At 49.1% G+C, this 26,869-nt stretch carries 26 protein-coding genes; 11 read left to right on the plus strand and 15 right to left on the minus strand.

The features are described 5' to 3' along the window. Positions 1-35 precede the first annotated feature (35 nt). The 3 genes from yfcF to H8K26_RS04620 all read left to right on the plus strand — a co-directional run bounded on the left by yfcF (position 36) and on the right by H8K26_RS04620 (position 2,780). Entirely contained in the window at positions 36-677 is a 642-nt protein-coding gene (yfcF, locus tag H8K26_RS04610) for a glutathione transferase (RefSeq protein WP_190477741.1), read from the plus strand. Positions 678-764: 87 nt separating this feature from the next. Then, positions 765-1,214: a group II truncated hemoglobin gene (locus H8K26_RS04615; protein ID WP_190477743.1), complete on the plus strand. Its 450-nt coding sequence runs from the start codon at positions 765-767 to the stop codon at positions 1,212-1,214. Between the two features lie 93 nt (positions 1,215-1,307). Next, positions 1,308-2,780, plus strand: coding sequence for a DNA recombination protein RmuC (locus H8K26_RS04620; RefSeq protein ID WP_190477745.1), 1,473 nt, complete (start codon positions 1,308-1,310; stop codon positions 2,778-2,780). A gap of 52 nt (positions 2,781-2,832) precedes the next feature. Here the strand turns inward: H8K26_RS04620 and H8K26_RS04625 are convergent, their stop codons facing one another. The 10 genes from H8K26_RS04625 to H8K26_RS04670 form a co-directional block, all read right to left on the minus strand. Beyond that, a complete protein-coding gene (locus H8K26_RS04625; RefSeq protein ID WP_190477746.1) occupies positions 2,833-4,464 on the minus strand; it encodes a sensor domain-containing diguanylate cyclase in 1,632 nt (543 codons plus the stop codon). Between the two features lie 12 nt (positions 4,465-4,476). Next, positions 4,477-4,902 carry a type 2 periplasmic-binding domain-containing protein gene (locus tag H8K26_RS04630; protein WP_186897206.1) on the minus strand — a complete coding sequence of 142 codons (426 nt, stop codon included), beginning with the start codon at positions 4,900-4,902 and terminating at the stop codon, positions 4,477-4,479. Between the two features lie 6 nt (positions 4,903-4,908). After that, complete coding sequence (locus H8K26_RS04635; RefSeq protein WP_190477748.1) at positions 4,909-6,147, minus strand: porin; 1,239 nt, start codon at positions 6,145-6,147, stop codon at positions 4,909-4,911. Positions 6,148-6,245: 98 nt separating this feature from the next. Next, positions 6,246-6,584, minus strand: coding sequence for a ComEA family DNA-binding protein (locus H8K26_RS04640; protein WP_223826856.1), 339 nt, complete (start codon positions 6,582-6,584; stop codon positions 6,246-6,248). Between the two features lie 129 nt (positions 6,585-6,713). Next, the gene (locus H8K26_RS17925; RefSeq protein ID WP_317889243.1) at positions 6,714-7,553 is read right to left on the minus strand and encodes a peptidylprolyl isomerase; all 840 of its coding nucleotides are present in this window, start codon (positions 7,551-7,553) and stop codon (positions 6,714-6,716) included. A 70-nt stretch (positions 7,554-7,623) separates the two neighbouring features. After that, positions 7,624-8,922 carry a molybdopterin molybdotransferase MoeA gene (moeA, locus tag H8K26_RS04650; RefSeq protein ID WP_190477753.1) on the minus strand — a complete coding sequence of 433 codons (1,299 nt, stop codon included), beginning with the start codon at positions 8,920-8,922 and terminating at the stop codon, positions 7,624-7,626. A gap of 1 nt (position 8,923) precedes the next feature. Further along, the gene (mobA, locus tag H8K26_RS04655; RefSeq protein ID WP_190477755.1) at positions 8,924-9,535 is read right to left on the minus strand and encodes a molybdenum cofactor guanylyltransferase MobA; all 612 of its coding nucleotides are present in this window, start codon (positions 9,533-9,535) and stop codon (positions 8,924-8,926) included. 96 nt (positions 9,536-9,631) lie between these two features. Then, positions 9,632-10,756, minus strand: coding sequence for a GTP 3',8-cyclase MoaA (moaA, locus tag H8K26_RS04660; protein WP_190477758.1), 1,125 nt, complete (start codon positions 10,754-10,756; stop codon positions 9,632-9,634). Positions 10,757-10,846: 90 nt separating this feature from the next. Further along, on the minus strand, positions 10,847-12,175 hold the full coding sequence (gene chrA / locus H8K26_RS04665) for a chromate efflux transporter (protein ID WP_190477760.1): 1,329 nt from the start codon (positions 12,173-12,175) through the stop codon (positions 10,847-10,849). A gap of 300 nt (positions 12,176-12,475) precedes the next feature. Beyond that, on the minus strand, positions 12,476-15,529 hold the full coding sequence (locus H8K26_RS04670; RefSeq protein WP_190477763.1) for a ribonuclease E/G: 3,054 nt from the start codon (positions 15,527-15,529) through the stop codon (positions 12,476-12,478). A gap of 685 nt (positions 15,530-16,214) precedes the next feature. On the opposite strand from H8K26_RS04670, the gene H8K26_RS04675 reads away from it, so the two are divergent. The 7 genes from H8K26_RS04675 to ccoS all read left to right on the plus strand — a co-directional run bounded on the left by H8K26_RS04675 (position 16,215) and on the right by ccoS (position 22,442). Beyond that, positions 16,215-17,180, plus strand: coding sequence for an RluA family pseudouridine synthase (locus tag H8K26_RS04675; RefSeq protein WP_223826857.1), 966 nt, complete (start codon positions 16,215-16,217; stop codon positions 17,178-17,180). Positions 17,181-17,272: 92 nt separating this feature from the next. Further along, a complete protein-coding gene (locus tag H8K26_RS04680; protein ID WP_186885569.1) occupies positions 17,273-17,932 on the plus strand; it encodes an HAD-IIIA family hydrolase in 660 nt (219 codons plus the stop codon). Between the two features lie 15 nt (positions 17,933-17,947). Further along, on the plus strand, positions 17,948-18,313 hold the full coding sequence (locus tag H8K26_RS04685; protein ID WP_190477768.1) for a Rieske (2Fe-2S) protein: 366 nt from the start codon (positions 17,948-17,950) through the stop codon (positions 18,311-18,313). Between the two features lie 20 nt (positions 18,314-18,333). Continuing rightward, entirely contained in the window at positions 18,334-19,320 is a 987-nt protein-coding gene (locus H8K26_RS04690; RefSeq protein WP_223826903.1) for a S49 family peptidase, read from the plus strand. Positions 19,321-19,789: 469 nt separating this feature from the next. Next, entirely contained in the window at positions 19,790-20,029 is a 240-nt protein-coding gene (locus H8K26_RS18020) for a heavy metal translocating P-type ATPase metal-binding domain-containing protein (protein ID WP_186885566.1), read from the plus strand. A gap of 8 nt (positions 20,030-20,037) precedes the next feature. After that, a complete protein-coding gene (locus tag H8K26_RS04700; protein WP_190477771.1) occupies positions 20,038-22,296 on the plus strand; it encodes a heavy metal translocating P-type ATPase in 2,259 nt (752 codons plus the stop codon). A 2-nt stretch (positions 22,297-22,298) separates the two neighbouring features. Further along, positions 22,299-22,442, plus strand: a complete 144-nt coding sequence (gene ccoS / locus H8K26_RS04705; protein ID WP_186885564.1) for a cbb3-type cytochrome oxidase assembly protein CcoS — start codon at positions 22,299-22,301, stop codon at positions 22,440-22,442. 5 nt (positions 22,443-22,447) lie between these two features. On the opposite strand, the gene mnmH is transcribed toward ccoS, so the two are convergent. Both mnmH and H8K26_RS04715 read right to left on the minus strand, forming a co-directional pair. Further along, positions 22,448-23,509: a tRNA 2-selenouridine(34) synthase MnmH gene (gene mnmH / locus H8K26_RS04710; RefSeq protein WP_190477773.1), complete on the minus strand. Its 1,062-nt coding sequence runs from the start codon at positions 23,507-23,509 to the stop codon at positions 22,448-22,450. Between the two features lie 3 nt (positions 23,510-23,512). Further along, positions 23,513-24,163, minus strand: coding sequence for an arylesterase (locus H8K26_RS04715; RefSeq protein ID WP_190477775.1), 651 nt, complete (start codon positions 24,161-24,163; stop codon positions 23,513-23,515). Here H8K26_RS04715 and H8K26_RS04720 point away from each other — a divergent pair. Then, on the plus strand, positions 24,162-24,854 hold the full coding sequence (locus tag H8K26_RS04720; RefSeq protein WP_190477777.1) for an ABC transporter ATP-binding protein: 693 nt from the start codon (positions 24,162-24,164) through the stop codon (positions 24,852-24,854). The two genes, H8K26_RS04715 and H8K26_RS04720, sit on opposite strands and share 2 nt — an antisense overlap. A 26-nt stretch (positions 24,855-24,880) precedes the next feature. Here H8K26_RS04720 and H8K26_RS04725 read toward each other — a convergent pair whose 3' ends face one another. The 3 genes from H8K26_RS04725 to H8K26_RS04735 are packed head-to-tail and all read right to left on the minus strand — an operon-like array spanning position 24,881 to position 26,867. Continuing rightward, the gene (locus H8K26_RS04725; RefSeq protein ID WP_190477779.1) at positions 24,881-25,660 is read right to left on the minus strand and encodes a UDP-2,3-diacylglucosamine diphosphatase; all 780 of its coding nucleotides are present in this window, start codon (positions 25,658-25,660) and stop codon (positions 24,881-24,883) included. A gap of 19 nt (positions 25,661-25,679) precedes the next feature. Continuing rightward, positions 25,680-26,168: a peptidylprolyl isomerase gene (locus tag H8K26_RS04730; protein ID WP_186885559.1), complete on the minus strand. Its 489-nt coding sequence runs from the start codon at positions 26,166-26,168 to the stop codon at positions 25,680-25,682. A 36-nt stretch (positions 26,169-26,204) separates the two neighbouring features. Next, a complete protein-coding gene (locus tag H8K26_RS04735) occupies positions 26,205-26,867 on the minus strand; it encodes a peptidylprolyl isomerase (protein WP_190477781.1) in 663 nt (220 codons plus the stop codon). Between the last annotated feature and the right edge of the window lie 2 nt (positions 26,868-26,869).

Here is a 26,869-nt window from a genome sequence, read left to right on the forward strand (position 1 = left end):
GAAAACAGACTGTTGCGAAACATAAAGGAGTTTGCATGAACCAAAATACAAAAGACACGATCCGTTTGTACGTTGACGCAAAGTACACCAGCCCGTATGCGATGTCGGCCTATGTGGCCTTGCTTGAAAAAGGTGTGAAATTTGAGTTGGTGACGGTCGACCTGGCGGCGAAAACCCATCACCAGACTGCGTACACCAGGATTTCATTAACACAGCGCGTACCGACGTTGGAGTGTGGAGATTTCAGTCTTTCTGAATCGTCGGCGATTACCGAATATATTGACGAAGTTTTTCCGGGGATGGCTTTATATCCGAAGTCGCCGGAACTGCGTGCCCGCGCACGTCAGGTGCAGGCATGGCTGCGCAGCGATCTGATGCCGATTCGCGTTGAACGCAGCACACTGGTGAATTTTTATGGACAAAAGTATCCGCCTTTGTCGGCGGAGGCTAAAGCTGCGGCAGACAGCCTGATATTTTTTGCCGAATCTTTATTGCCGCCCGGAGCAGAAAATCTGTTTAGCGAATGGAGTATTGCCGATACCGATCTGGCATTGATGCTGAATCGTCTGGCGATGCATGGCGATGAAGTTCCGGCGCGTTTGCGTGAATATGCGCAGCATCAATGGCAGCGCGCTTCAGTACAAAGCTGGGTTCATCAGAAACGTCCGGCTTTATAAGAACCTATCGCAGACGCGTATCTGACGGCGGACAGATAACATAACAGCAAAACAGTGACTTACACGTTTAGTGGCAAAGAGTGAACAATGAATCAAGACGAGCAAACAGCAAACGCAGCAACAACAACGGCGACAAGCGTTGACATCGAAGAAGAAAAATCCAATCTGTATGAACTGATCGGCGGCGCTGAAAAATTGCGCGAAATGGTTGATCGTTTTTATGATCTGATGGAACTGGAACCTGAATTTGCTGGCATACGGGTCATGCACCCGACGCCGCTGGATAGTTCGCGTGACAAGCTGTTCTGGTTTTTATCCGGCTGGATGGGCGGGCCGGATTTGTATATCAGCCAGTTCGGTCATCCGCGTTTGCGTGCGCGTCACTTGCCGTATGCGATTGCCAGTGATGAGCGCGATCAATGGCTGCGTTGCATGGCGTGGGCGATGCAGGATGTCGGCATTGCAGAACCCTTGCAACAACACCTGATGCAGTCGTTTTATCAGACCGCGGACTGGATGCGCAACACGCCGGGCTAAGCTGTAATAAGGTATCAGGCAACGACGTAGCTTGATGCCTGGTTCAATGCCCGATACTGCCCCTGTTTTATTTGTCGTCGATATTCTTCACACATGACTTTATTTGAAATTCTGATCCTGATTGCATTGACGGTTTTGATCGTCTTAACGGCGATCGTATTGTTGCGTCACCGTTCCGGCCATAGTGATGCGCAGACGCTGGATTTGCTGGCGCTGCAAAATTTTTTGCAACAGGCGCAGCAACAGCAAATGCTGAGTCAGGAGCGCACTGAACGTTCGTTACGTGAGCAAGTACAGTCAACCGCGCTGGCAACCCGTCAGGAATTAGGTGCCAATTTCAGCCGGTTTCAGCAAGGTCTGGCGACACAATTAACCAGTGTGGCGACCTTGCAGAAAAATCAGATTGATGGTTTTTCCCAGCAGTTGGTCAAGCTCAGCGAAAGCAATGCACAGCAGCTGGAGCAGATGCGTCTGGCCTTGATACAGCAAAGCCAAAGTGCGCGCGAAGAGCAGGGCGTCAGTCTGAAAGCATTTGCGGACACGCTGAATCAGACCTTGACCAGCCTGACCGAATCCAATGCCCAGCGTATGGCGGAAATCCGTGCGACGCTGGAGCAGAAAATACAGCAACTGCAAGCTGAAAATGCCAGCAAGCTCGAGGAAATGCGCAAGACCGTGGATGAAAAACTGCATGCAACACTGGAGCAGCGCTTAGGCGAATCATTTAAGCTGGTGTCTGATCGTCTCGAAAAAGTTCATCAGGGGCTCGGCGAGATGCAGCAGCTGGCGATAGGTGTCGGTGATTTAAAACGTGTGCTCACCAATGTGAAAACCCGCGGCACCTGGGGGGAAGTGCAACTGGAAATGGTGCTGGAGCAGATGCTGACACCGGATCAATATGCGAAAAATGTTGAAACGATACCGGGCACAGGCGAACGGGTCGAGTTCGCGATTAAATTGCCAGGCAAGGAAGATGACAAAGCCCCGGTCTGGATGCCGATCGATGCCAAGTTTCCGAAAGAGCAGTATGAGCGTTTGCTCGATGCAGCCGAGCGTGCCGATGCCGAGGGTGTGGCGACGGCTGGTAAAGAATTGGAGCGTGCCATACGTGGCGAAGCAAAAACGATTTCTGAGAAATATCTGTCGCCGCCATTGACGACCGACTTTGCGATTCTGTTTTTGCCGACCGAAGGTTTATATGCGGAAGTCATGCGTCGCCCCGGTCTGGCGGATGACTTGCAACGTTCCTGCCGCGTTTCTATCGCTGGCCCTTCCACGTTATCGGCCTTGCTGAATAGTCTGCAAATGGGATTCCGTACGCTGGTACTGGAAAAACGTTCATCCGAAGTCTGGCAGGTGCTGGGGGCCGTGAAAACTGAATTTGGTAAGTTTGGCGATGTGCTGGCAGCGACCAAACTGACGCTGGAACGGGCGGCGAAAAATATCGACAATGTCGAAGTACGAACCCGTCAAATGACGCGCAAACTCAAGCAGGTAGAGGCGTTGCCGACCGATGTTGCGCAAAGTTTGCTGGGTGTTGCTGACGATGATTTAAGTTCAGAATAGCGATTTCGCAGCATAGCTCTTTTTATTCTGCTGCATTTTGAATAGCCCGCGCTCAGATGGATTGCGGCTGATCTGGGCTTGTTTCGTATCTGGCGATCGCATACGCGCTGCGGCCGCTTTGTTTCGCTTCATACATGGCCAGATCCGTTTCGGCGAGCAATTTGTCTGCCGAAAAAGAGTCCCCCGAAGCGTAATTGATACCGATGCTGGCGCCGGTGCTTGCGCTGATTCCATGACCAATATCGATAGGGCGACATGCTTCGGTAATGATCTTGCCTGCGATTTCTATCGCCTTCTCCTGATCGCTCATGTCGCATAACAGGACGACAAATTCGTCGCCGCCAAGGCGGGCAATGAAGTCGGTTTTTCTTAATATGCTTGTCAAGACGTTGCTGAAATAAATCAGCACCATGTCGCCCGCTTTATGACCGTAAGTGTCGTTGACTTCCTTAAATTTATCGAGGTCGATCAATAGCAGAAAAAATGGAGAGGGATGCCCGTGCGCGTTTTCCTTCATCAGGTGAGCGAGTTTACGCTCTAAGCCCAAGCGATTGTTCAGTCCGGTTAAATGGTCGGTGATCGCCAGTTGCTGCGCTGCTTCTTCTTTGTACTTGCGCTCAGTAATGTCGTTGATTAAGCCTTGCAGTAAATCATTTTCAGCCGCATGCAAAACAATATTGATCCATTTTTTCTCTTTCAGTCTGCCTGGCTCTATGCAAAAATCTTCCGATACCACCCGGGATTCATTTAAGGCCGCATCGATCATCAGATGCAGACGTAATTCCTGCCCGCTGATCAGCTCAAGCAGCGCCGCGGAAGGTGCGCCGTCGTCAGTTGCAATGTTGAGCATGCGTGTCAGAGCCTGATTGTAAGAGAGTAGTTCACCCTTGCAGTTCATTTTGAAAATACCTGTTTCAGCATTTTCAAAAAAGGTTTGAAATTTTCTTTCTTCTAATGCATGTTGAAGCCGCAGATTTTTTTCTTCGTCGAGCGACGAAACCAGATCGGCGATAATTTGATTCACGTCGTTAACTAAACGCCCCAATTCATTTTCCTTATTGTTTTCAGGGTGTTTCAGTAACTCGCCTTTTTGTGGTGACAAGGCATGTAATCTGTCAGATATTATTTTGATTGGGCGCGTAAAAAAGACGAAGACGATCAACGATAAAACAGATGCGATCAGCAAATTCTGAAACAGCAGCAATTCAACAATAAAAAGGGCTTTATCCGTACTGTTTTTATTGACGGTTGCCTGATTGATTTCCATGTTTACCGTACATACTTTTTCTCTGGGATTGAATGGCGAGAAAATTTCTCTGCTGATGAAATCCGGATAGTGCTTGAAGGCGAACGGCAATTCAAATGATGTGGGAATCGAAGTTTTTTGTGATACGGCCAGCATTGTTTTCCCGCTATGAATCGTAACTTTGCTGACGACATTATTTTTACTGATGCCGTTGACGACTTCATTGGCAAGATTTTTGTCAGACAGGTAGCAGGCGATACTGGCGGTATTTTCTGCTGAATTCAGCAGATCCTGCATGGTGCTGATGGTGTGCTTTTGTTCGTCATCAAAAAAATAAACATAGCTGGCCAATGAAAAAAAGATGCCGATGACCAAGCTGACTCCCAGCAAGGCGAGGGAGCTGCGTATCGCGATATTATTTCGAATAAGTTGGCGCATGCAGAAGGGGAATCAGTTGCTCAGAAGGAGTATGAGTTTAACTCTTTTGTCGATTTTCTTACTGTCAATATAGGCAATTGCACCTTTATTCTCACTGACGAGATTGATTGCATCTTCCATGCTGTTGACTTGTAATGGCGGTTGCCCGAGTCCGGAGAAACGTAATCTGGCCCAATACGAGTTGATCTCTGCCAGTTCTTTACCTACCAGCAGAGAGTAAAACTGCATTTTTTCATGATGGGTATTACTCAGATCGATGGGCATGCCGGTTAAACCATTCGGTAACTTTCTGGTTCTCCCCATATAAATGTTGATGACTTCGTCTTTGCTGAGTTTATCTATGCCGCTATTGAGGTTCGCAACCACGGCAAGCTCTGCTGATGCGTTGCCGCTGATCAGCAGCAACACCAGACATAAAAATTTGATCAGGTATGGCATGCAGATTCAGAATACAAAATTGTAGGCAACACTCAGCAGGTTCGCATGGCCATCCCATCCTTCTTGTGGATTGCGAACCAGGAAATGTTTCTGACTGCGGATATGATCGAATTGCACTTTGATATTGGCGTTGTCGCCGAGATCGTAACGGATACCTGCGGTAAAAGTCTGCTGGCCGTTTGGTGTCAGTTGTTTGTTGATTCCGGAAATTGTATTCCTCAGGCGTGTTGACAGCGCCGGGTCTGTCGTTATTTGCTTATCAGCACCTTGCTGGCGGGAAGCTGAAACTGTAGCGTAGGGGGTCCATTTTTTTATGCGGTAACTCATCGTCAGATACGCTGCATCTGAGTTTTGCAATAGCACTGAATCAGATTCTATGCGGCCCAGCATGAATTGCGCCTGAAGCGATCCATGGTCAAGCACGGCGCCAATTGACGTATATTTTAATTTTTTCCCATGCGTAGTCAGCTGATCTGCGATACCCGACGATGCCGGAACGGTTGCTGCGATTGACGGGGATGTTAGCTCTGCCACAATGGGGTCAAACGGTCGGTAGTCGTCGGCGAGTTTCAGTTCAGAATAGCCTGCCCTGATTGTCCAGTTTTTTTGCTGGTACTCAAGATGAGCGCCGCTTAACTCCGAATGATTCAGCGAGTAGTATTTTTCCGGTGACCCGAGGTAAATTTTTTCACGTGCTAATCCATAAAAAAATTTCGCCTTGAGATTACCATTTCCCAGAGGGTGGGACAGCACTGTGTCAACACCGTCAAAATAAGACACAACGAGTCTGCCGAAAAAATCTACAGGCGGTCGTACCCATGTGTAGGAATAGCCGATATTTCTGGAATCTGCCAGCATATAGACGTCAAATCCTAAACGCCCTGCGCGTAGTTGAAATTTGTCGTCGGGGCTGTAGCTGGCATAGGCCCAAGTCACAGTGGGGGTGAAATTATCTGCACTTTTCCGGCTGACGACCTGGATTGCCGCATCAAAATTGTCGCTGAAGCTGCGGTTGATTTGCAGGCCCAGATTACTGTCGATACCAGCATCGGTCTGGCGCGTGTAGCCAACCCCGGATTCCTGCGATAAATCACGCACAATGTCTGCTTGACGGGTATCGCTGTGTGATATGCCCAGGGTGCCGAAACCCGTAATTGAGTAGTCTTTTTCGTCAGCAGCGGCAGTGTTTTGTGTGCTGAGTACGGCAAGCGCCAGGATGGGAAATTTTAATGACCAGGCAGACATAGATGCATTTTTATATTGCGCTACCCGTTGTGTTTAGCAGCGGGTAGCGGATTCCGGCAGTGTTGAATAATGCTCTGATTTTTGTCTGAACAAAGGGCTTATTTCTTTTCAGCTGGCTTTTGTTTGGCGATGATCAGATCTTTGATGCCGTTGTACACGTCTTTCGTCAGAATTTTTTTCGTCAGCAATTCATCTTTACCTTTGTAAGGGCGACCTTTGATGATGGCATCAGAACGGACATCGCCAATTTTTGGCAGGGTCGCCAATTCTTCTTTGCTGGCGTTGTTAATGTCTAGCAGTTCAGTCTTCGCACTTGCGGAAGCAGAGGCTGCCGCCGGCGCTGGCGCTTTCTTTACCTCATCTTTAGCATGAACGGCACCAGTTGCAAGTAAAGTAAAACCCGCACATATCAACAATTTCTTTAACGTATTCTTCATATTAACTCCCATACCAGGTTGAATAACTAAGGCCATGTTGTACGTGATGCGTACATGATTTAATCGATATTTATCGACGAAATGCTATTGGTATGGATAGCATACAGCAGCTATCCATACACGCACATCTTATTGCGTTTGCTTTGCTGAAGTAATGAAGACCGGAGTCACAGGAACATTACTCAAACCACCTTGTGTTGATACTGGTACCACGCGGATCAGATCAACCACATCCAGACCCGCAACGACTTTACCAAACACCGCATAACCGGCATTCGTGCTGCTGTAATCAAAAGCAGTGTTATCGACAGTGTTGAAATAGAATTGAGATGTTGCAGAATCCGCGACACTGGTGCGTGCCATGCCGATGGTGCCACGGGTATTGCTCAGACCATTACTTGATTCAAGCTTAATTGCCGCAGAGGTTGTTGCCAGTTGCAGATCAGAGGTATAACCGCCACCCTGAACCACAAGATTGGCTTCAACACGGTGGAAGATTTTATTTGGATAAAATCCGCTCTCGACGTAATTAAGGAAGTTATCAACGGTGACGGGTGCTTTGGCCGGATTTAATTCGATGAGGATATTACCTTTGCTGGTACCCATCGTGACTTGTGGCTGAGCGCTCAGTGAGGATGTCAGCGAAGCCTGATACAAACTGCCACCGTTGGCATTGGTGATGGTTGCTACGCCTGTACCAACACCGACGATTTTGCACGTGAATGTACGTTTTGTGGCAGAACCGCCTGCGACTTCCGTCAGGCTAAGGCAGAGTGGGTTAACAACAGTAATTCCCTTATCCAGATTCTGGCCATTGACTGTCATCGTGTATGTTTTACGATAAGCAATCTGGGAATTTTCGACGCTGCTGACCGTTGCAAGCACGGTCGGCGTGTCTTTAGAACCGCCGCAGCCGCTCAGTAAAACGAGGGATGTACATGTACCCAGTAACCATGTTGAAGCTTTCACTCTGATCTCCGTCTAAATAGAAAAATGAATTGTACTTTGTCTCATGCCAGAATAGCTGGAAATGATGGTTTTATAGCATTCCGTCGAACAGCAGAACAGTGACTTTGTCGCCGGCCGACACCTGATCCTGATCGTGCTGCAAAACGATCATGCAATTGGCTTCGGACATCGAGCGCAGGATACCCGAGCCTTGCGAGCCGGTCACGCTGACTTCTAACTCGCCATTGGTGTTCGTCGTGAGAATGCCGCGTTGGTATTCAGTGCGTCCGGGGCGCTTGCGTATCGCGGTTTTGCTGATGACCGGAATCAACGGCAGCGGCGCTGCATCCGCGCCCATCATGTGCAGCAAAGCCTGGCGTGCAAAGAAATAAAACGTCACCATCACAGCGACCGGATTACCTGGCAAGCCGAACAGATAGGCGCTTTTCCCTTGCGAATGAATTTTGCCGAACGCCATAGGTCGTCCTGGACGCATACCGATAGTCCAGAATGCGACATCGCCCAGCTTGCCCATGATTTGTTTGGTGTAGTCGGCGGCACCGACGGACACACCGCCCGAGGTGATGATGGCATCGGCATTTTCGCAGGCGGAGCGGAAAGCGGCTTCCAGCTCGGCCGGATCATCCTTGATGACGCCCATATCTATCATGTCGCAACCGAGACGGCTCAGCATGCCATACAAGGTATAGCGGTTGCTGTCGTACACGCAGCCTTCATCCAGTGGTTCACCAAGTGAGCGCAGTTCGTCGCCGGTTGAAAAAAAAGCGACGCGCAGACGACGCTGTACCGGCACTTCTGCAACACCGAGCGAGGCCAGCAGACCAAGATCTGCCGGGCGCAAAATTTTGCCGCGTTGTAAAGCTGTTTTGCCATTCGCCAGGTCTTCACCTTTCAGGCGCCGGTTGTCACCAGTACGCACTTTCCCGGCTGGAATGCCGACCTGGTCGTCGCTGGCATTTACAGTAAATTCTTGTGGAATCACGGTGTCGCACGACGCAGGCATGACCGCGCCTGTCATGATGCGCACACATTCTCCGGCACCGACGTCGCCGTGATAGGCTCGTCCGGCAAAGGCCGTACCGATTATTCTGACATCACGGACGCCGGTAGCTGGCAGGTCGCTGCCGTTGAGAGCATAACCGTCCATCGCCGAATTATCGTGCGCCGGAACGTCAATGCCGGAAACGATATCCGTTGCCAGCACGCGGCCTAATGCCTGACGAATCGCCAACTTTTCGATTGCCTGAACCGGTGTGATGAATTGCGCAATGATGTCTTGCGCTTTGGTGACGGGAAGCGCATGCGGATCGTAATCCGACATACAACTGACGATGTCGTGCAAGCTGGATGGGCTGGAAGCGTGAGTCATATCAGGTCTCGAATTGTCGTAGTTCTTGCAGGGTATTAATATTACGAAAGCCAGTATTGTCCTCGAAAACGACTTCAGCAATACGCAAATGTTGGAACCATGCGTCAACTTTGCGGCCGCCCTGCATCAGAAAAGCGGTCAGGTCATCCAGTAACGAGGCTTTCATCAGAGAAAATACCGGATGAGACTGACGGCGGGCAATGCCATCTTCATATTCTGTGGTGACTGCAACTGCCAGATCGGCATCATTACTCAGCAGACCTAACGATAAACGCTCGGCCAGATCAGTTGGTAAAAAAGGTGAATCGCATGGCACTGTCAGCAGATACGGCGTTTCGCAATGCACCAGACCGGCCTGTACCCCCGCCAGCGGGCCAGCGTAGCCGTCGATCTGATCCGGCCAGACTTGCGTGCCGAAACTTTCATAGACCGCGAGATTCTGATTCGCGTTAATGATCATTTCGCCGACTTGCGGTGACAGCCGCATCAAGGCATGCAGGGCCATCGGCGCACCGCGAAAATTCTGTAAGCCCTTATCGACCTGGCCCATGCGGGTGCCACGTCCACCGGCCAGAATCAAGCCGGTGATCAGTTGTTTATCTATGCCAGTCATGTTGTTTGTCTTTACTCTGAAGTGTTTGTTTATTGTGGCGCTGATTTTTTGGATTGATCTGCGGCATTGCTGCTTTTCAAGCAGAGCCGTTGCCGGTCAGCCGCCGATGTACGACATTTCTATCTTTTTACGCTGTTCCTGATCGGCATCCGTTTGTTGGCTGCGCAGTTCGGAATAACGATCACTTCTCGCTTGCCAGATGCTGGCGACGACATTGGCGATCGCGAGGTCGGAATGGTTCGCCGGGTCGCGCAACAATGCCCGCAAATCATGGCCGTGGGTGGCAAACAGGCAGGTGTACAACTTACCCTCGGTGGATAAGCGCACACGGCTGCAATCTTGGCAGAACGCATGGGTGACGCTGGAAATGACGCCGATTTCACTCTGGCTTCCCAGATGCTGCCAGCGTTCTGCGGTTTCCCCTGCATAGTTAGCGGCCATGGCCTTGAGCGGCATGCCTGCATCCTGAATGCGCTGAACGATCTGCGCCGATGGAATAACTTCATCCAGTTTCCAGCCGTTCGACGCGCCGACGTCCATGTATTCAATGAAGCGCAGTATATGCGGTGTGTCTTTGAAATAGCGCGCCATGGCCGCGACTTCGTGGTCGTTGACTCCCGCCTTGACCACCATGTTGATTTTGATCGGGCCTAGTCCTGCCGCCTGCGCCGCATCGATGCCATCAAGTACCTGCGCGACAGAAAAATCGACATCGTTCATACGTTTGAAAATGACGTCATCCAGCGAGTCGAGTGACACCGTTACGCGATTTAATCCGGCATCTTTCAGGCTTTGCGCTTTTTTTGTGAGCAGCGAGCCATTGGTTGTCAGCGTCAGATCGGGCGGGCTGCCATCGGCAGTGCGCAGGTTAGCCAGCATCCCGACTAGTCTTTCTATATTTTTTCTGAGCAGGGGTTCGCCCCCGGTCAGGCGAATTTTTTTGACGCCATGTGCAATGAAAATGCGCGCAATGCGGGTAATTTCTTCGAAGCTCAGTAATGAGGTATGCGGCAGATATTGATAGTCTTTATCGAAGACTTCTTTTGGCATGCAGTACACGCAACGGAAGTTGCAACGATCTGTGACCGAGATGCGTAAATCGTGCAATGGCCGCGCCAGCGTATCGCTGAGAAAACCGTCAGGCTCGACGAGCCGAGTCGGTATTTTCAGTTGCGATAACTGCTGTCTCAGGTCGGTCAGGGGGATAAATTTTTCCGTCATTGAAGTGCTAGCTCAGACTGTTTTTTGCATAAGCCGAGACAATACCATGAGAACGAAAATAAGATTTCTCCCCGCTTGTTTCAGGTAGATTCAGATCAATTTTTGACACAACAATCCAAGCACGCCAAATATGGCCAGCAAAGTTATTGTGCCGGGTTTGAAGCGAAATACGAGGATACAGGCGAGCAGCGTTAAGGCGATGGCGGGCACATCCCATTGTTGTTGCTCAGTATAAAAAACGTGGCTCGCAAAGAATACTGCCAAGCTGACGATCACGCCGACCACGGCGGCTGAAATTGCACTCAGCGGCGCGGTGAAGCGCAGTTGGTTGCGGGTCGATTCAACCAGCGGACCACCGGCCAGAATGAAAATAAACGATGGCAGAAAAGTGAAGAAAAAAGCGATACAGGCACCCAGCAATCCGGCCAGTAACTGGCTGTCTGCGCCCAGTGGCAGTTGATTCCAGCCGCTGACGAAACCGACAAAGGCTACCACCATAATCAGCGGTCCCGGCGTGGTTTCTCCCAATGCCAGACCATCCATCATTTGCGCCGCGCTCAGCCATTGAAAATGATCGACCGCTGACTGAAAAACATACGGTAGCACGGCGTAGGCACCGCCGAAACTCAGCAATGCTGTTTTCGTGAATAACCATGCCATTTCGGTCAATGGATTGTGCCAGCCCGTCGCATAAGCAATCAGGCTCCAGCCGCCAGCGCACAATATCAGGCCAGCGAGAGCAACCAGTATCAGATGGCGCAGTGAAAAACGTGCATGCGCTGGTGTGGGGGTGTCATCGTCGATCAGCGCGCGCGGATGGGTTCTTTGCCCGCTGTCTGCCGCTGCGTGTGACGGTGGTAACTGACAATGTTGTCTGAATAAGGCCCCTGCAACTGCGGCGAGCAGAACGATGGCGGGGAAGGGCAGCTTAAGCACAGTGATGGCAAGGAAAGCGCAGGCGGCAATCCCTTTCAGAAAATGCGTGCGCAGGCTGCGGCTGCCGATACGCCAGGCCGCTGCCAGTACAATCGGGACGATCGCCGGTTTAATCCCATACAACACGCCGGAAACGATATGGTGTTTGCCAAAGACCATATACGCCCACGACAGACCAATCAAAATAAACAGGCTGGGCAGGATAAACAAGATACCCGCCATCAGCCCGCCTATGGTTCTGTGCATTAGCCAGCCGATATACACCGCCAGTTGCGTCGCTTCCGGCCCCGGCAGCAGCATGCAGTAGTTGAGTGCGTGTAAAAAACGTCGCTCTGAAATCCAGCGTCGCTGATCGACCAGTTCTGCATGCATCATCGCTATTTGTCCGGCTGGACCACCGAAACTGATAAAACCTAATTTCAGCCAGTACCAGAATGCAGTTTTGAGAGAAATAGCCTGATCAGGATGGGTGGTCGGTTCCATGGCGTCGATATTGATATTGGCTGGTGAGGGTTGAATGCTTAAGATTGCATCGGGGCGGTGATTTCACGTCAGCATGCAGTTGTCGCGACGCACGGTGTAAAAATGCCTGATTATCGGGGTAAATATACTCCCGGGAGTATATTTACAAGCCCTTTAAACATGCTGAGAATAGCCCGATTTATCTAAATAATGGGGGGAGTATCCAATAAAAGTAAAAAAGTCGGCAAACTTTTTGAGTTTGCCGACTTTGTATAACGCTGTATATCAGCGTTGGATAACCGCGTTATGTTGCGTTTCCGATTAATGGCGTGTTTCAACCAGAACCAAAGGCTCAGTCGATGCCGGAGGCAATGGCTTGCGTTCGCGTGGCACACGTGCCGGCGCTGTTGTCTGGCTGACGCTGTCCTGCGCTGCACGCAGCTTCTCAGGGTTGGTCACGGCCAGTTCCAGGCCTGCTGCGCTCAGCATTTGCTTCAGTTCTTCAACAGGCATGCTGGCTGCTGCAGGCTTGGTGCGGACTGGCGCAGGCGCTGGCACTGCTGTTGGTGCTGGTGTTGACACCGCTACCGGAGCAGATTCGACCAGCGTTGGCGCTACTGTTGCTGCCGGTACTTCTGCTGTTTTTGCTGTTTCAGCTACTTCGGTTACGACAACTGCTACAGGCTCAACGCTGGTAACGACGGCTGGTGTTGGTTCAGCCGCAACTGCTGCCACTTCAGTCTGCGTTGCTACTGGTACGATCGCTGCCGGTGCTACGACTTCTGCTGGTGCAGAAACAGGTGCTGCTTTTACTTCGGCAATCTCAACCGGCGCAGCAGCGACATTAACAACATCGATCGATGCAGGTGCAACTGGTGCGCTGCTAGTTTCTGTGACCAGCGCCGGTGCAGGAGCAACGGACACGGCAGGCGCTTCCTGAACAGACTGAACAACTGGCGTTGCTGCGATGGCTGCTGCTGCAGTTGTAACAGGTACAACTGCAGGTGCAACTGCTTCGATGACAGGTGCCGACGTCACTATCGTTACCGGTGCAACTTCACTGCTTGCTTCGGTTGCGACCGGGACAAAAGCTTCTGTGCCAGATTCAGCAATCACTTCGCCTTGCTCATTCAATTCACCTGGTTCGCGATCACGGCGATTGCGGTTGCGGCCACCACGACGGCGACGGCGACGGCGCTCTTCGCTTTGCTCCGCATTCTCGTTGTCTGCAACAGGTTCGACACCATTGACGGGCGCGGCTTCCGGAACAACTTGCACTGGCACCGGATCAAGATGCTTCTGAATCAGATCGTCGGTCTTCGCATCGGCTGTCAGTGCTTCTTTGCGTTCTTCGCGCTGACGTTGTTGACGTTCGCGGCGACCTTCCTGGCCTTCTTTCGGCTCACGTGGCTCGCGTGGTTCACGGGCTTGCTTCGCTTGCTTTGGGGGACGTGTCGATTCTTGCGTTATCGCTGGTTTGTCGCTATCCGCTTTTTCAACTTTGTCGTTGCGGCCATTTGCGTTGGTCGGGCGATCTTCACGTTCATCGCGGTCACGATTGCGACGGTTGCGATTGCGTGGATTGTTGCGAGAGTTACGGCCATTACGATCGCGCTCAGCCGATTTATCTTCGCTGACGACAGGTGTTTCGACTGTGGCTGGCGCTTCGGATTTGCCGAACAGGAAGCCCATTACCTTGCTGAAAAAGCCTGGCGCAGGCGCTGCAGCTGCAACCGGAGTCGTTACCTCTTTGCGTTCAACGATAGGCGCCTGATCAGGCGTGATACTTTTCACGACAGCTTCCTGACGTGGTTTGATATCTTCTTTCTGGCGTTTGCTGTAGCCGATATCAGTATCTGCCTGCTCTGCCATGGCGTAGCTGGCGTGATGTTCTTCCAGACGCGGATCATCTGTTTTCAGACGATCCAGTTTGTAATGTGGCGTTTCGAGGTGCGTGTTCGGAATCAGGATCACCGTCACGCGATGACGCGTTTCGATTTTCAGAATTTCGCCACGTTTTTCATTCAGCAGGAACGCAGCAACATCGACCGGCACCTGAACATGGATCGCGGCTGAATTTTCCTTCATTGCTTCTTCCTGGATGATGCGCAGGACTTGCAATGCAGAAGATTCAGTATCGCGAATGTGGCCAGTGCCATTGCAGCGTGGGCAAGTGACGTGGCTGCCTTCAGAGAGGGAAGGGCGCAGACGCTGGCGTGATAATTCCATCAGGCCAAAGCGGGAAATCTTGCCCATCTGTACGCGTGCGCGGTCATAGCGCAGTGCATCTTTGAGGCGGGTTTCGACTTCGCGTTGATTCTTGGCGTTTTCCATGTCGATAAAATCGATCACGATCAGGCCGCCTAAGTCACGCAGACGCAGTTGACGGGCAACTTCTTCTGCTGCTTCCAGGTTTGTGTTGAATGCCGTGGTTTCAATATCGCCACCACGAGTGGAGCGTGCTGAGTTGACGTCAACTGAGACCAATGCTTCGGTGTGATCGATAACGATCGCGCCGCCGGATGGCAATGGTACGGTACGGCTGTAAGCAGTTTCGATCTGATGTTCGATCTGGAAGCGTGAGAACAGTGGTACGTCATCGCTATAGCGTTTCACGCGATGCACCATATCCGGCATCACATGGCTCATAAACTGCTGCGCCTGTTCGTAAATTTCGTCGGTGTCGATCAGGATCTCGCCGATATCCGGCTGGAAGTAATCACGGATCGCACGAATGACGAGTGAAGATTCCTGGTAAATCAGGAAGGCACCCGGCGTGGATTTGCCAGCGCCTTCAATCGCACGCCAGAGTTGCATCAGGTAATTCAGATCCCATTGCAATTCATCGACATTGCGGCCGATGCCTGCAGTGCGGGCAATCACGGACATGCCGGTCGGCAGATCCAGCTTATCCATGGTGTCGCGTAATTCCTGACGGTCTTCACCTTCAACCCGGCGCGATACACCGCCGCCACGTGGGTTGTTCGGCATCAGCACCAGATAGCGGCCTGCCAGTGAAATGAAAGAAGTCAGCGCGGCGCCTTTATTGCCACGTTCTTCTTTTTCCACCTGCACCATGATTTCCTGGCCTTCACGCAAGGCTTCTTTGATAGAAGTATTGCGGACGTCGATACCTTCTTTGAAATAAGAGCGGGCGACTTCTTTGAATGGAAGGAAACCGTGACGTTCTTCGCCGTAGTTGACGAAGCATGCTTCGAGAGAAGGTTCGATGCGGGTGATGACACCCTTGTAGATGTTTGACTTACGTAATTCGCGACCGGCGGTCTCGATATCAATGTCGATGAGTTTTTGCCCATTGACGATGGCAACACGCAGTTCTTCTTGCTGTGTTGCGTTGAACAGCATACGTTTCATGTTTTTACTCCGTGACCTGTTGGTCATCTTTTGTCACACATTCATTAAATGAGCATGTGACTGTACTGATATGGGGATGTATGCCAGGAAGGAGCGTCTGAAGGAGGGGGAAATGCCTGTGGCGCAGCAGGATAATATCGCTATCAGTGATGAAACTGCTTTGCGACGAAAATTAAATTCAATTTTTATTCTGCTTCGCGCCGGGCGCGTCTGATTCTGGTACGAAGTCGAGTGCACATGTCCCCCGCGTTGTCTGATCTTGCTATATTTGTGCAATAGCGAAGTACAACGCCAGGCGATGAGCAACTTTGGTGTCAGACCATCTTATTGTGTTGTGTCTGACGGAATCGCCTTTACTACCAAAATCATCATAGGCAAGCGTGCTTATTCATCATAAACCAGCATCTCTTGCCTAACTTATCCTTACTATTCAAACGCTCCGATCCAACCTCGTTTCACTGAAGTCCGACAGCAACAATTGGTTGCCACCTTGACCTGTAAACGATGCTGCATACACATCTTTTCCATCATATTTGCAAACTGGCGAGGCTGATGGACTGACCCCTGTGTAAAATAGCCGTTTATTTCTATTACACTGCTAAAGCGTAATTGCTGAAGCGAAAATGATTATATATTCAAAATGAAGGACTTAGCGATAATTAATGGGGGAAGGCATCAAAAACAGATGCAAAATATGCCCCCGCAAGAGCCTTCAGCTTCTGCGCCCAGAGTACAGCTCCTGACAATCTCTGAAGAAGAGGCTGGTCAGCGGATTGATAATTTCCTCTTACGTATATGTAAAGGCGTACCGAAAAGTCACGTTTACCGTGTATTGCGCTCTGGAGAAGTGCGCGTCAATAAAGGACGTGTCGATCAGTTATACAGACTGGTGGAGGGGGATGTTGTCCGTATTCCGCCTATACGTATGGCCGAGCAATCGACGCAAGTTGTTCCTAAACTTGAGTTTCCTGTTCTGTTTGAGGATAACTATCTGCTGATCATCGATAAGCCTGCGGGTGTTGCAGTCCATGGTGGTTCTGGCGTCAGTTACGGTGTGATCGAGCAATTACGGGCATCGCGGCCAGATGCCAAGTTTCTGGAGCTGGTGCACCGGCTTGATCGCGAAACATCCGGGATTCTGCTGATCGCAAAAAAACGGACTGCCTTAACAAATTTGCATGAGCAGATGCGTGATGGTCTGACCGATAAGCGTTACTACACGCTGGTCTCCGGCGATTGGAAAAATGCCAGACAACATGTGAAGCTACCTTTGCATAAATACACCACGGGCGATGGTGAGCGACGTGTCAGGGTGCAGGCGGATGGCATGGCGTCGCACACGATCTTTACTCTTAAGAAGAAGTTTAAAGAATTTGCGTTGTTGGAAGCGGAATTAAAAACCGGGCGCACGCACCAGATTCGTGTGCATTTGTCTGCCAGTGGGTTTGCGATTGCTGGCGATGATAAATACGGGGATTTTCCTTTAAATAAAGCATTGCAGAAGGCGACGGCAACACGTGGCGCCCTCAAGCGCATGTTCTTGCATGCTCATCAGATTACTTTCACGCACCCCGAGACTGGCAAACAGATGACAGTCAATGCCCGGCTTCCGGAAGAGTGCGAACACTTTCTGCGCAGCCTGGAGGCGTAGCAGAAAAACTTGAACGTTTATTAATGGTATGATCGAGGTACTCACAAGCAACATCAGTCCCCACCTGAAATGGCGGGGAGTTCATTCTTAATATGGCAAAAAAGCAATTTGATTTTATCGTGTTTGACTGGGATGGCACTCTCATGGACAGTACTGCCACCATCGTCAAATGTATTCAGGCGGCAGCAAAAGATCTGGGCTTGCCCATACCTGGCGATCATTCGGCAGCGTATGTGATCGGCTTATCGCTTCTTGAGGCGATGAAAGCCGCGGTTCCCGATGTTGATCCGAAATACTATCCGCGCATGGTGGAGCGTTATCGTTATCACTATTTGTTAAAAGATCATGAGTTGCCATTGTTTGATGGTGTGCGAGATATGCTCAATGAATTGTCTCAGGATGGTTATTTTTTGGCAGTCGCAACCGGAAAAAGCCGTGTTGGCCTGAGCCGGGCATTACACACGGCCGAGTTGACATCCTTGTTTGATGCGACACGCTGTTCTGATGAAACGTTCTCCAAACCGCACCCGGCGATGCTGCAAGAGCTGACCAGAGAATTAGGGCAGGATATGCAACGCACACTGATGGTCGGTGATACCACCCATGATTTGCAAATGGCAAATAACGCCGGTGCAGCAGCCGTTGCTGTTGAGTATGGCGCACACGACGCGCATTTACTGTCTGGTTTCAATCCTCTGTATTCAGCAAAGACCGTAGCAGAGTTACATCAATGGCTCAGAGAAAATGCCTGAGTGGAGTCGCGTTGAATGAAATCTATTGCAATCTGTCAATCTGAAGAACTGATCAACGGTGGAAAAGGGGTGCGTTTTCCGCTGACAGCAGGCAGTGACGATGCCGTTGGTTTCGTCATTCGCTACGCCGATGAAGTGCATGCTTACCTAAATCGTTGCGCTCATGTGCCGGTAGCGCTGGATTGGAATCCGGGTGAGTTTATTGAATCCAGCGGCTTATTCATTATGTGTGCAACGCATGGAGCAATTTATCAGCCAGAAACAGGATATTGCTCCGGCGGACCTTGCCGCGGGAGTCGGCTCAGGAAAATTGAGGTTAGCGAGTCGGATGGAACGGTTTACTGGCATCCGGATGATTATATTCAGCCTGTAATTGCCTGAAAGAACACAAAGGTAAGATGATGAACGACCCGTTGTTTGAAAAAAAGCCAGCTGACAGCACAGAAAATGCATCTGCAACCTGGGATAGGACAGTTTTAGAGAAACTGCTGTTCGAGTCTCTGCGTGAGCAGCGATTGCGACGTCGTTGGGGAATATTTTTTAAATTCACCTTTCTTCTGCTTATTCTTGGCGGCTTTTACTATTTTTCCGGCTTTTCAGATGCTCAGACGGAAAATCTGGGGCATCACACCGCCTTGGTTGAAATTGATGGTGAAATTGATGCTGGTGGCAGTGCCAGTGCTAAAGACGTGATTCCTGCATTAAATCGCGCATTTGCCGATGCTGGATCAGTGAGTGTGATATTGCGCATTAACAGTCCCGGTGGCAGCCCGGTTCAGGCTGGCATGATCAATGATGAGATTGTCCGCTTGCGGTCGCATTATCCAGATAAAAAGCTGTATGTGGTAGTGGATGAGATTTGCGCGTCTGGTGGCTATTACATCGCCGCAGCCGCCGATAAAATTTATGTCAATAAAGCCAGTGTCCTTGGTTCCATCGGTGTTTTAATGGATGGTTTTGGTTTCACGGGGCTGATGAATAAGGTCGGTGTTGAGCGACGGTTGATGACGGCAGGTGAAAATAAAGGCTTTATGGATCCTTATTCACCGCAAACCGAAAAACAAAAAGAATTATCTCAAGCCATGTTGAACGAAATTCATGCGCAATTTATTGATGTGGTTCGCAAAGGACGTGGTAAGCGTCTGAAGGAAACGCCGGAAACTTTTTCCGGTTTATTCTGGATCGGTAGCAAAGCTGTCGAGATGGGTTTGGCTGACGATTTTGGTACAGTTGAGTCTGTTTCACGAGATGTGATCAAGGCTGAAGATATCGTTGATTACACGCAGAAAGAAGGCTTGCCTGAACGTGTTTTGAAAAAATTTGGCGCTTCGGTAGGAAGCAGCGCAGTCAGTTCTCTGTTAAAGAGCAATAGTCTATCAATACGCTGATCTGATCAGATCTGAATTGATCTATTTTGTTTAGTTGGTTTTTTAAATCTGTCTTCTGGCATACATAGTTTTAATTTTCTTTTCTATCTTTTCCGCTTCATTTATATTGGGTACGTAGCTGGTTCAAAACAGGAGGTCGATATAGACAATATTTCGTTTCCATGTTCGTTGTTCTCTGAGATCCGGACTTCATCGTTGTGCCGGTTTTGTGCGAAGTAGAAGGATGACAATTTGAATTGCTATTTCCATCTTAGACATGGATCAGAGGTTTCTAGGAATCCTCACCTTTCAGGGCTTAAACTTAAAAGACGGTAGTGCAATGCTGCCGTCTTTTTTAATTTTTAAGTCGTGCAGCCTGTCTTTCTTCTGCATCAGTGCTTCAGTCCCTTTCTGCGTTGCGTCAAATCAATCGGTAATATGCCATTTAATGTAAGATAGCTCACAATACCGCTTTGAATTCTAATTTCCCATGGCAATAACCTTCAGTCACTTATTAGCTCTGTTTTCTCCGGCGCAGAACAGCGCTGAGAAGATAGCTTGCTATCATTGCGGTGAGAAAATGCGTAAGAACAAGGCTATTTACGTCAAATTCAATGGGAAAGAGCAGCCGGTTTGTTGTCATGGTTGCCTGGCTATTTTGCGGACTGTTGAGCAGAACAATATGATTTCAGAATATTTAAAAGCGAAGTCCGTTCAAACGGAAACTTAATCACATTCATGTCTGGTGTTAACCAATCCCCCGCATTCCCTGCAGAGTCTGCAGAAAGTAAGCAGCTGCAGCATGAAAAACTCAGCTTGTCCGGCATGCGTTGTGCCGCATGCATGCAACTGATCGAATTTCGTGTCCGTCAGCTTCCTGGTGTCACTGCGTTCAAGATTAATGCCGCGAGTCATCGCGCCGAGCTGGCGTGGCAGGCGGATAAGAATAATCTCAAAAATATCATTAACTCGATTGTCCAGCTTGGTTACGGCGCGTTACCGGTTAGTTACGACACAGATGAAGCTGAAAAGAAAGAAAATAAATTAGCGATCTGGCGTTTATTTGTTGCCGGTTTTGCGATGATGCAGATCATGATGTATGCGTTTCCTGCTTACCTTGTTCCGGTTCCGCAAGTGGATGGAGATCTGACGCCTGATCTGGATAAATTACTGAAAATTGCGAGCATGCTGATCGCGGTGCCAGTGATAGGCTTTTCTTCGATGCCATTTTTCAAGTCGGCTTGGCGTGATTTACGTAATCGGCATATCGGGATGGATGTACCCGTATCGTTAGGAATCTTGTTGACGTTTTTCGCAAGTGTCTGGGCGACTTTTGAAGGCGGGGCTGTTTATTATGACTCGGCCATCATGTTTGTTTTTCTGTTGCTTGGTGCGAGGCTGATCGAAAGCCTGGTGCAAAAGAAAACGACGGCGGCCTTGCGCGTGCTGACGCAACTGACAGAAGTAGCAGCACAAAGAATGACGAATTACCCAGACAGCAGACAAACCCAAACTGTGAATGCGTCAGACTTGCAGGTGGATGACTATCTGTTAGTTGCGCCCGGAGAGCAAATTCCTGCCGATGGTGTTGTGCTGGAAGGGCGTAGCGAATGTGACGAGGCTTTGATGACGGGGGAGTCCCATCCTGTCGTTAAGGCCGTTGGTGATCAGTTAATTGCAGGAGCAATCAATCTGACTGGCACCCTGACGATGCAGGCATCAAAGGTTGGTAGCGATACGCAATTATCGACGCTGATCAGCCTGATGGAAAATGCTGCAACGGAAAAACCTCCTATCGTTTTACTGGCAGATAAACACGCCAGCCGCTTTTTAACAATTATTCTGATCATTGCTGCTTTCACTGCGATCGGATGGTTTTACATAGACTCGTCCAGGGCACTATGGATAGCCGTGAGTGTGATTGTGGTGACTTGTCCTTGCGCCTTATCTTTAGCGACACCGGGAGTCATGTCAGCTGCAATCGGGTTGCTGGCAAAAAATGGCGTGCTGATCAGAAATGGCAAGGCGATACAGGCAATGGCGGAAGCGACACACTTTGTCTTTGATAAAACCGGTACGCTCACAGTCGGTAAGTTACGCGTATCCGATACGTTGGTTTTACGGGAGCATGTACAGGCTGAGGCTATTGCATTTGTTATGGCTTCCGGCTCTACACATCCTGCCGCAAAGGCCATTGCAGACAGTTTAGCTGCGCAACATGCAAAGTCGTCAGCTATGAACTCAGCGATGTTGCAAGAAATCGCTGGAGGTGGCGTGGAGGCGGAGATCGGCGGCAGGCTCTATCGCCTCGGCAATGCGGATTTTGTGTCTGAGATAACACATACCGATTTTGTTGCGCCTGCTGCTTGTGTGAATAAAACACTGTCAATGCTGGCAGATAAAGAGGGTGTGATTTTGTTGTTTGCCATGGCAGATGTCTTGCGCGATGATGCTGTTGAAGCAATACAAAAACTGAAGGTTGCCGGAAAAAAAATAGTGCTGTTGTCAGGTGACAGAGATGATGTGGTGATGGCAGTTGCGCAGCAATGTGGAATCACTGAAGCCCACGCCGGCTTGAGTCCGCGTGACAAATTCAACGTAGTACAAAAGCTTCAGGCAGATGGTGCACGGGTTGTGATGGTGGGGGATGGGATGAACGACGGGCCAGTCCTGGCGATTGCAGATGTGGCTGTCGCAATGGGGCAAGGCGCACCAATTTCTCAGACCAGAAGCGATTTGTTACTCATGTCAAACCGATTAAATGACTTTACCTTTGGATTTGTTGTCGCGAACAAGGCATTCCGCTTAATCCGGGAAAATCTGGCATGGGCAGTTTTTTATAATCTGATTGCGATTCCTGCTGCTATCATCGGCTGGCTGGAACCCTGGCATGCTGCATTAGGCATGTCTTTGAGCTCGCTGTTAGTCGTTTTAAATGCACTGCGTTTATATCTTTTACCGCAGCCAGAATTTGTGATGACGGAGACCTTGAATTAATTATGGATATTTTGTATTTGCTGGTACCTGTGAGCCTTGTACTTGTTTTTGCAATTGGAGCCTTATTCTGGTGGGCGGTGAATCATCGTCAGTTTGACGAGCTGGATCAGGAAGGACAGCGCATTCTGGACGATGTCGAAGGATGATCGGATCATTTTTCAGCGACGATATTTCTGATTGCCTCTTGTATACTCTGGTCATCAATTCCGTGCAGGTGGATTTCCTGAGCAGCCATAAACTGAGAAAAATTTTTGTTAATTGATTTGTGATATGCCGGATCGTAGTGTTCCTCAAGTAATTTCCGCACCAGCGTCTGAATATCATGCTGAGATGCGAGTGTTTTCCATTGAGTGATTTTTTCTTTGCCATGTATCGAGGTTAAAAAATCTAATTGCTGACCCAGATGTTCCGTATCAATAACGAAGTGTGCATAATCTTCCTCGAGTAAATTAACCCGCTCCCGGATGTCGAGTTTCAGAGAGAGGCATGCTGCGGCTCTGATTCCTTCCATAATAGAATCCGGTACCCGCAGATTGCCAACTTTCTTGCTTTCGGCTTCGACGTATACATGTTGAGTTTTATTAATCTTGCGTAAAGTTTCCCAGATGCGACTTTCAAAATGTTTTTGTGAGGGTTGTTTTTTATTCGGAATATCACCCAGTACTGACCCTCGGTGACAAGCAAATTTTTCCAGATCCAGTACTTGTTGCCCGACGCTATTCAGTGCTGCCAGTAACCGGCTTTTAGCACTACCGGTTGGTCCGCATAAGACCTTCCAGTTGATTCCTTGCGCGAGAAGTGGAATGTTTTCGTTAACATGCTGGCGGTATGCTTTGTAGCCTCCATGTAGCTGCGCTGCAGGCCAGCCGATTCTGGAAAAAATGTGCGCCATTGAACCGCTACGATTACCTCCGCGCCAGCAGTAAATCAGTGGGCGCCATTCTTTTGGCTTATCCTGAAATAGCTGCGTCAGGTGATTTCCTATATTAATCGCCACCAGCGCTGCGCCAAGGCGTTTGGCTTCAAATGCACCGACTTGCTTATACATCGTGCCGACACGGATTCTTTCCTCGTCATTCAGAACCGGGCAATTAATGGCGCCAGGAATATGATCTTCAGCAAACTCGGATGGGCTACGGACATCAATGATGCAATCAAACTGATGTAAGTCCGATACGATGTCATCAAAAAAACAGACCTCAGGGTATTTCATAAATTATTTTCTGAGTAATGGGTAAAGGCGTGGCCAGACATTATTGAGGATGATAGGGTGTGCTTTCGCTACAGGATGGATTCTGTCCGCCTGAAAAAAATCATTTGAATCGGCGACGCCTTGTAGCAGGAAGGGCACCAGTACGATTTTCTGTTCGGTGGCTAACATGGAATACAAAGAGAAAAATTTCTGCGCGTATTCTTTCCCGTAATTTGGCGGTATTTGCATGCCGGTAAGGATCACTTGTGCCTGTTCTTTTTTTGCGGAGGTAATCATGGCGCGAAAGTTATCTTCGGATGCTTTCAATGATAAGCCGCGCAAGGCATCATTGCCGCCGAGTTCGATGATAACAATGTCCGGATGATGTTTTTCAATTAAAGAAGGGAGTCGGGTTTTCCCACCGATAGTGGTTTCTCCGCTGATACTTGCATTGATAACCTGAGCACTTATTTTCTTTTCAGCCAGTTGCTTTTCCATCAGGCTGACCCAACCTTCTCCTCTCGCCAAGCCATATTCGGCTGAGAGGCTATCCCCGAGCACGAGTATGGTTTTTGATGCAGAATGAGCGTACACAGTCGTCATTCCCAAACTGACAACGAACACTATTTTTAACAGTGCAGATAAAAATTGGTACACAGATCGAAAAGACAGCATGACATATCCTAAAGAATCAGCAAAAGTAGCAATTGAAGTAAAAAATATTGTTAAGCAGGTCGATGATGCGACTGGCCATTTAACGATACTGAATGGTATTGATTTTACCGCGCATGCGGGGGAGACGCTTGCGATAGTTGGTGCATCTGGTTCTGGTAAATCTACCTTGCTTGGTATTATCGCCGGACTAGATGTGCCTAGTTCAGGTCAGGTGTTGTTAGATGGTGTTAACCTGTTTTCCTTAAATGAGGATGAGCGCGCCAGATTTCGTAAGGAGAAATTGGGTTTTGTTTTCCAGTCTTTTCAGTTGCTGGCGCATCTGACTGCACTTGAAAATGTGATGCTGCCGTTAGAGTTGCGTGGCGATAAACAAGCCAAAGAAAAAGCAGAGGCCATGCTCGATAGAGTAGGGCTTGCTGCACGCCTGCAGCATTATCCAAAGTACTTGTCCGGAGGCGAGCAGCAGCGCGTGGCGCTGGCTCGCGCTTTTGTGACTGAGCCGCCGCTCTTATTTGCAGATGAGCCAACAGGTAGTCTCGATGCGCAGACGGGCGAATCGATTATTCAATTGATGTTCACGTTGAATCGTGAACGACATTCAACTCTGGTATTGGTCACGCATGATTTGTCGATTGCGGCGAGGTGCGGCAGAACATTGAAGATTTCAGCCGGGCATTTGGTCGCTGAATAACCCGGTGGTCAGGAAATAACTGCTCCTTATATTTCCTGACCGTTGAGGTCTGATAGGATTATTTTTCCATCGTCAAAGATGCTGATCCATCCGCCTCTGTGCTTGTCTGTATCAACATCCCAGTCAGGTAGTACATAACGATATTTGCCCATTTCTGGGTGTCGTGCGGGTCTGTGCGTGTGACCATGAATCATGATGTCACAAGCTGACGCTTCGAACAGCTTTGCAATGGCCTCACTATTGACATCCATGATGTCGCTATCTTTTTTTGCTTGTTCGCTTTTGCTGTTCATACGCATGCTTTGAACAATCAATTTTCGCTCAGATAACGGTCTGCTCAGAAATTGTTTTTGCCACTCCAGATTGCGCACCATAGTTCGGAATTTTATATAGTCATTGTCGTCGGTGCATTGAGCATCACCATGACAAATAACGATATTAAGCCCGGCAATGCTTACCGTGCTGGGATCTGGAAGTAGTTTGGCACCGGTCGTTTCTGCAAAAAGACTGCCTGCTAAAAAATCCCGGTTTCCGGCGATCCAGAATAGCTCGACGCCTGACGTAGTCAGGACTTCCAGCGCAGACACGATCTCTTGATTGTAGTCATCTGCAATGTCATCATCGCCGACCCAGTATTCAAATAAATCGCCAAGAATATAGAGTTGTTTTGCTTGCGTTGCTTTTTGCCTCAGAAAAGCCAGAAAGGCACTGGTTGTCTTTGGCAGGGCGGGAGACAGGTGGATATCGGAAACAAACAGCGCAACCAATTCTGGTTGCGCTAGTTTTTGTGATTGCTGAGAGTTCACTGTGTTGCGAAGCTTTTATTTAGACCACTTCTGCTTTTTCGATGATCACGTCTTCAACTGGCACGTCCTGGAACATGCCTGAGCGTGAGGTTTTTACGCTTTTGATTTTATCAACGATATCGGTGCCTTCTGTTACTGTACCGAAAACGCAATAACCCCAACCGTCCTGACCTGGATAGTCTAAAAAGCTGTTATTGGCTGTATTGATAAAAAACTGAGCGGATGCAGAATGCGGTGCGCCGGTACGCGCCATCGCGATCGAGTAACGCTGGTTTTTGAGTCCGTTGTTAGCTTCATTTTCGATTGGTGCTTGCGTTTCTTTTTGTTTCATGCCGGGTTCGAAGCCACCACCTTGAATCATAAAGCCATCGATGACGCGATGAAAAATAGTACCTGCATAGTGACCGGATTCAACATACGCAATGAAATTAGCAACGGTCTTCGGTGCTTTTTCTGCATCCAGTTCGATTTTGATAGCGCCTAAATTTGTAGTCAGAATGACAGCCATGATATTCCTTGGTAATGAAGTGAAGATGAAAGAAGATTATTTAACAATGCTTGCAGATTCAATGATGATGTTTTGCTTAGGCACATTTTGCATCATGTGCGCGTCGCCGGTCTCTACGGCTTTGATTTTATCGACAATATCCATCCCTTTGATGACTTTGCCGAACGGTGTGTAACCAGCAGTCGCGAGCAAGGCTTTGTTTCTTGGTGCTTTAACCATATTGCCACGGTAGTTGAACTCTACGGGATCACCGTCTGGCAATATCTGGTGATTTAAAAATTCGTTATTTTTTACATTAATAAAAAATTGCGCTGTCGCAGAGTTTGGATCTTCGGTTCTTGCCATAGCAATAGTACCAAGCTCATTTTTCAGGCCCTTATCCAAGGCGCGACGTGCTTCTAAAGGAATAGATTTGCGTGTTTGCTTTTCCTTCATATTTTTATCATAGCCACCACCCTGGATCATGAAGTCATTGATGACACGATGAAAAATCGTTCCTTTGTAGTGTCCGGCTTTAACATACTTCAGAAAGTTGTCTACGGTATTGGGGGCAGCATCAGGATAAAGTTCCACCACGATTTCTCCCATGCTGGTTTTTATGGAGACTTTGGGTAACTCTTCGGCCATTAAAAGCTGTGAACTGAATAAAGTTACACCAGCAAAAATAAAACCTGAAATTTTTTTGTACAAGGATGTCATTT

Source organism: Cognatundibacterium aquatile (genome assembly GCF_014699135.1).
Lineage (GTDB): Bacteria > Pseudomonadota > Gammaproteobacteria > Burkholderiales > Burkholderiaceae_D > Undibacterium > Undibacterium aquatile.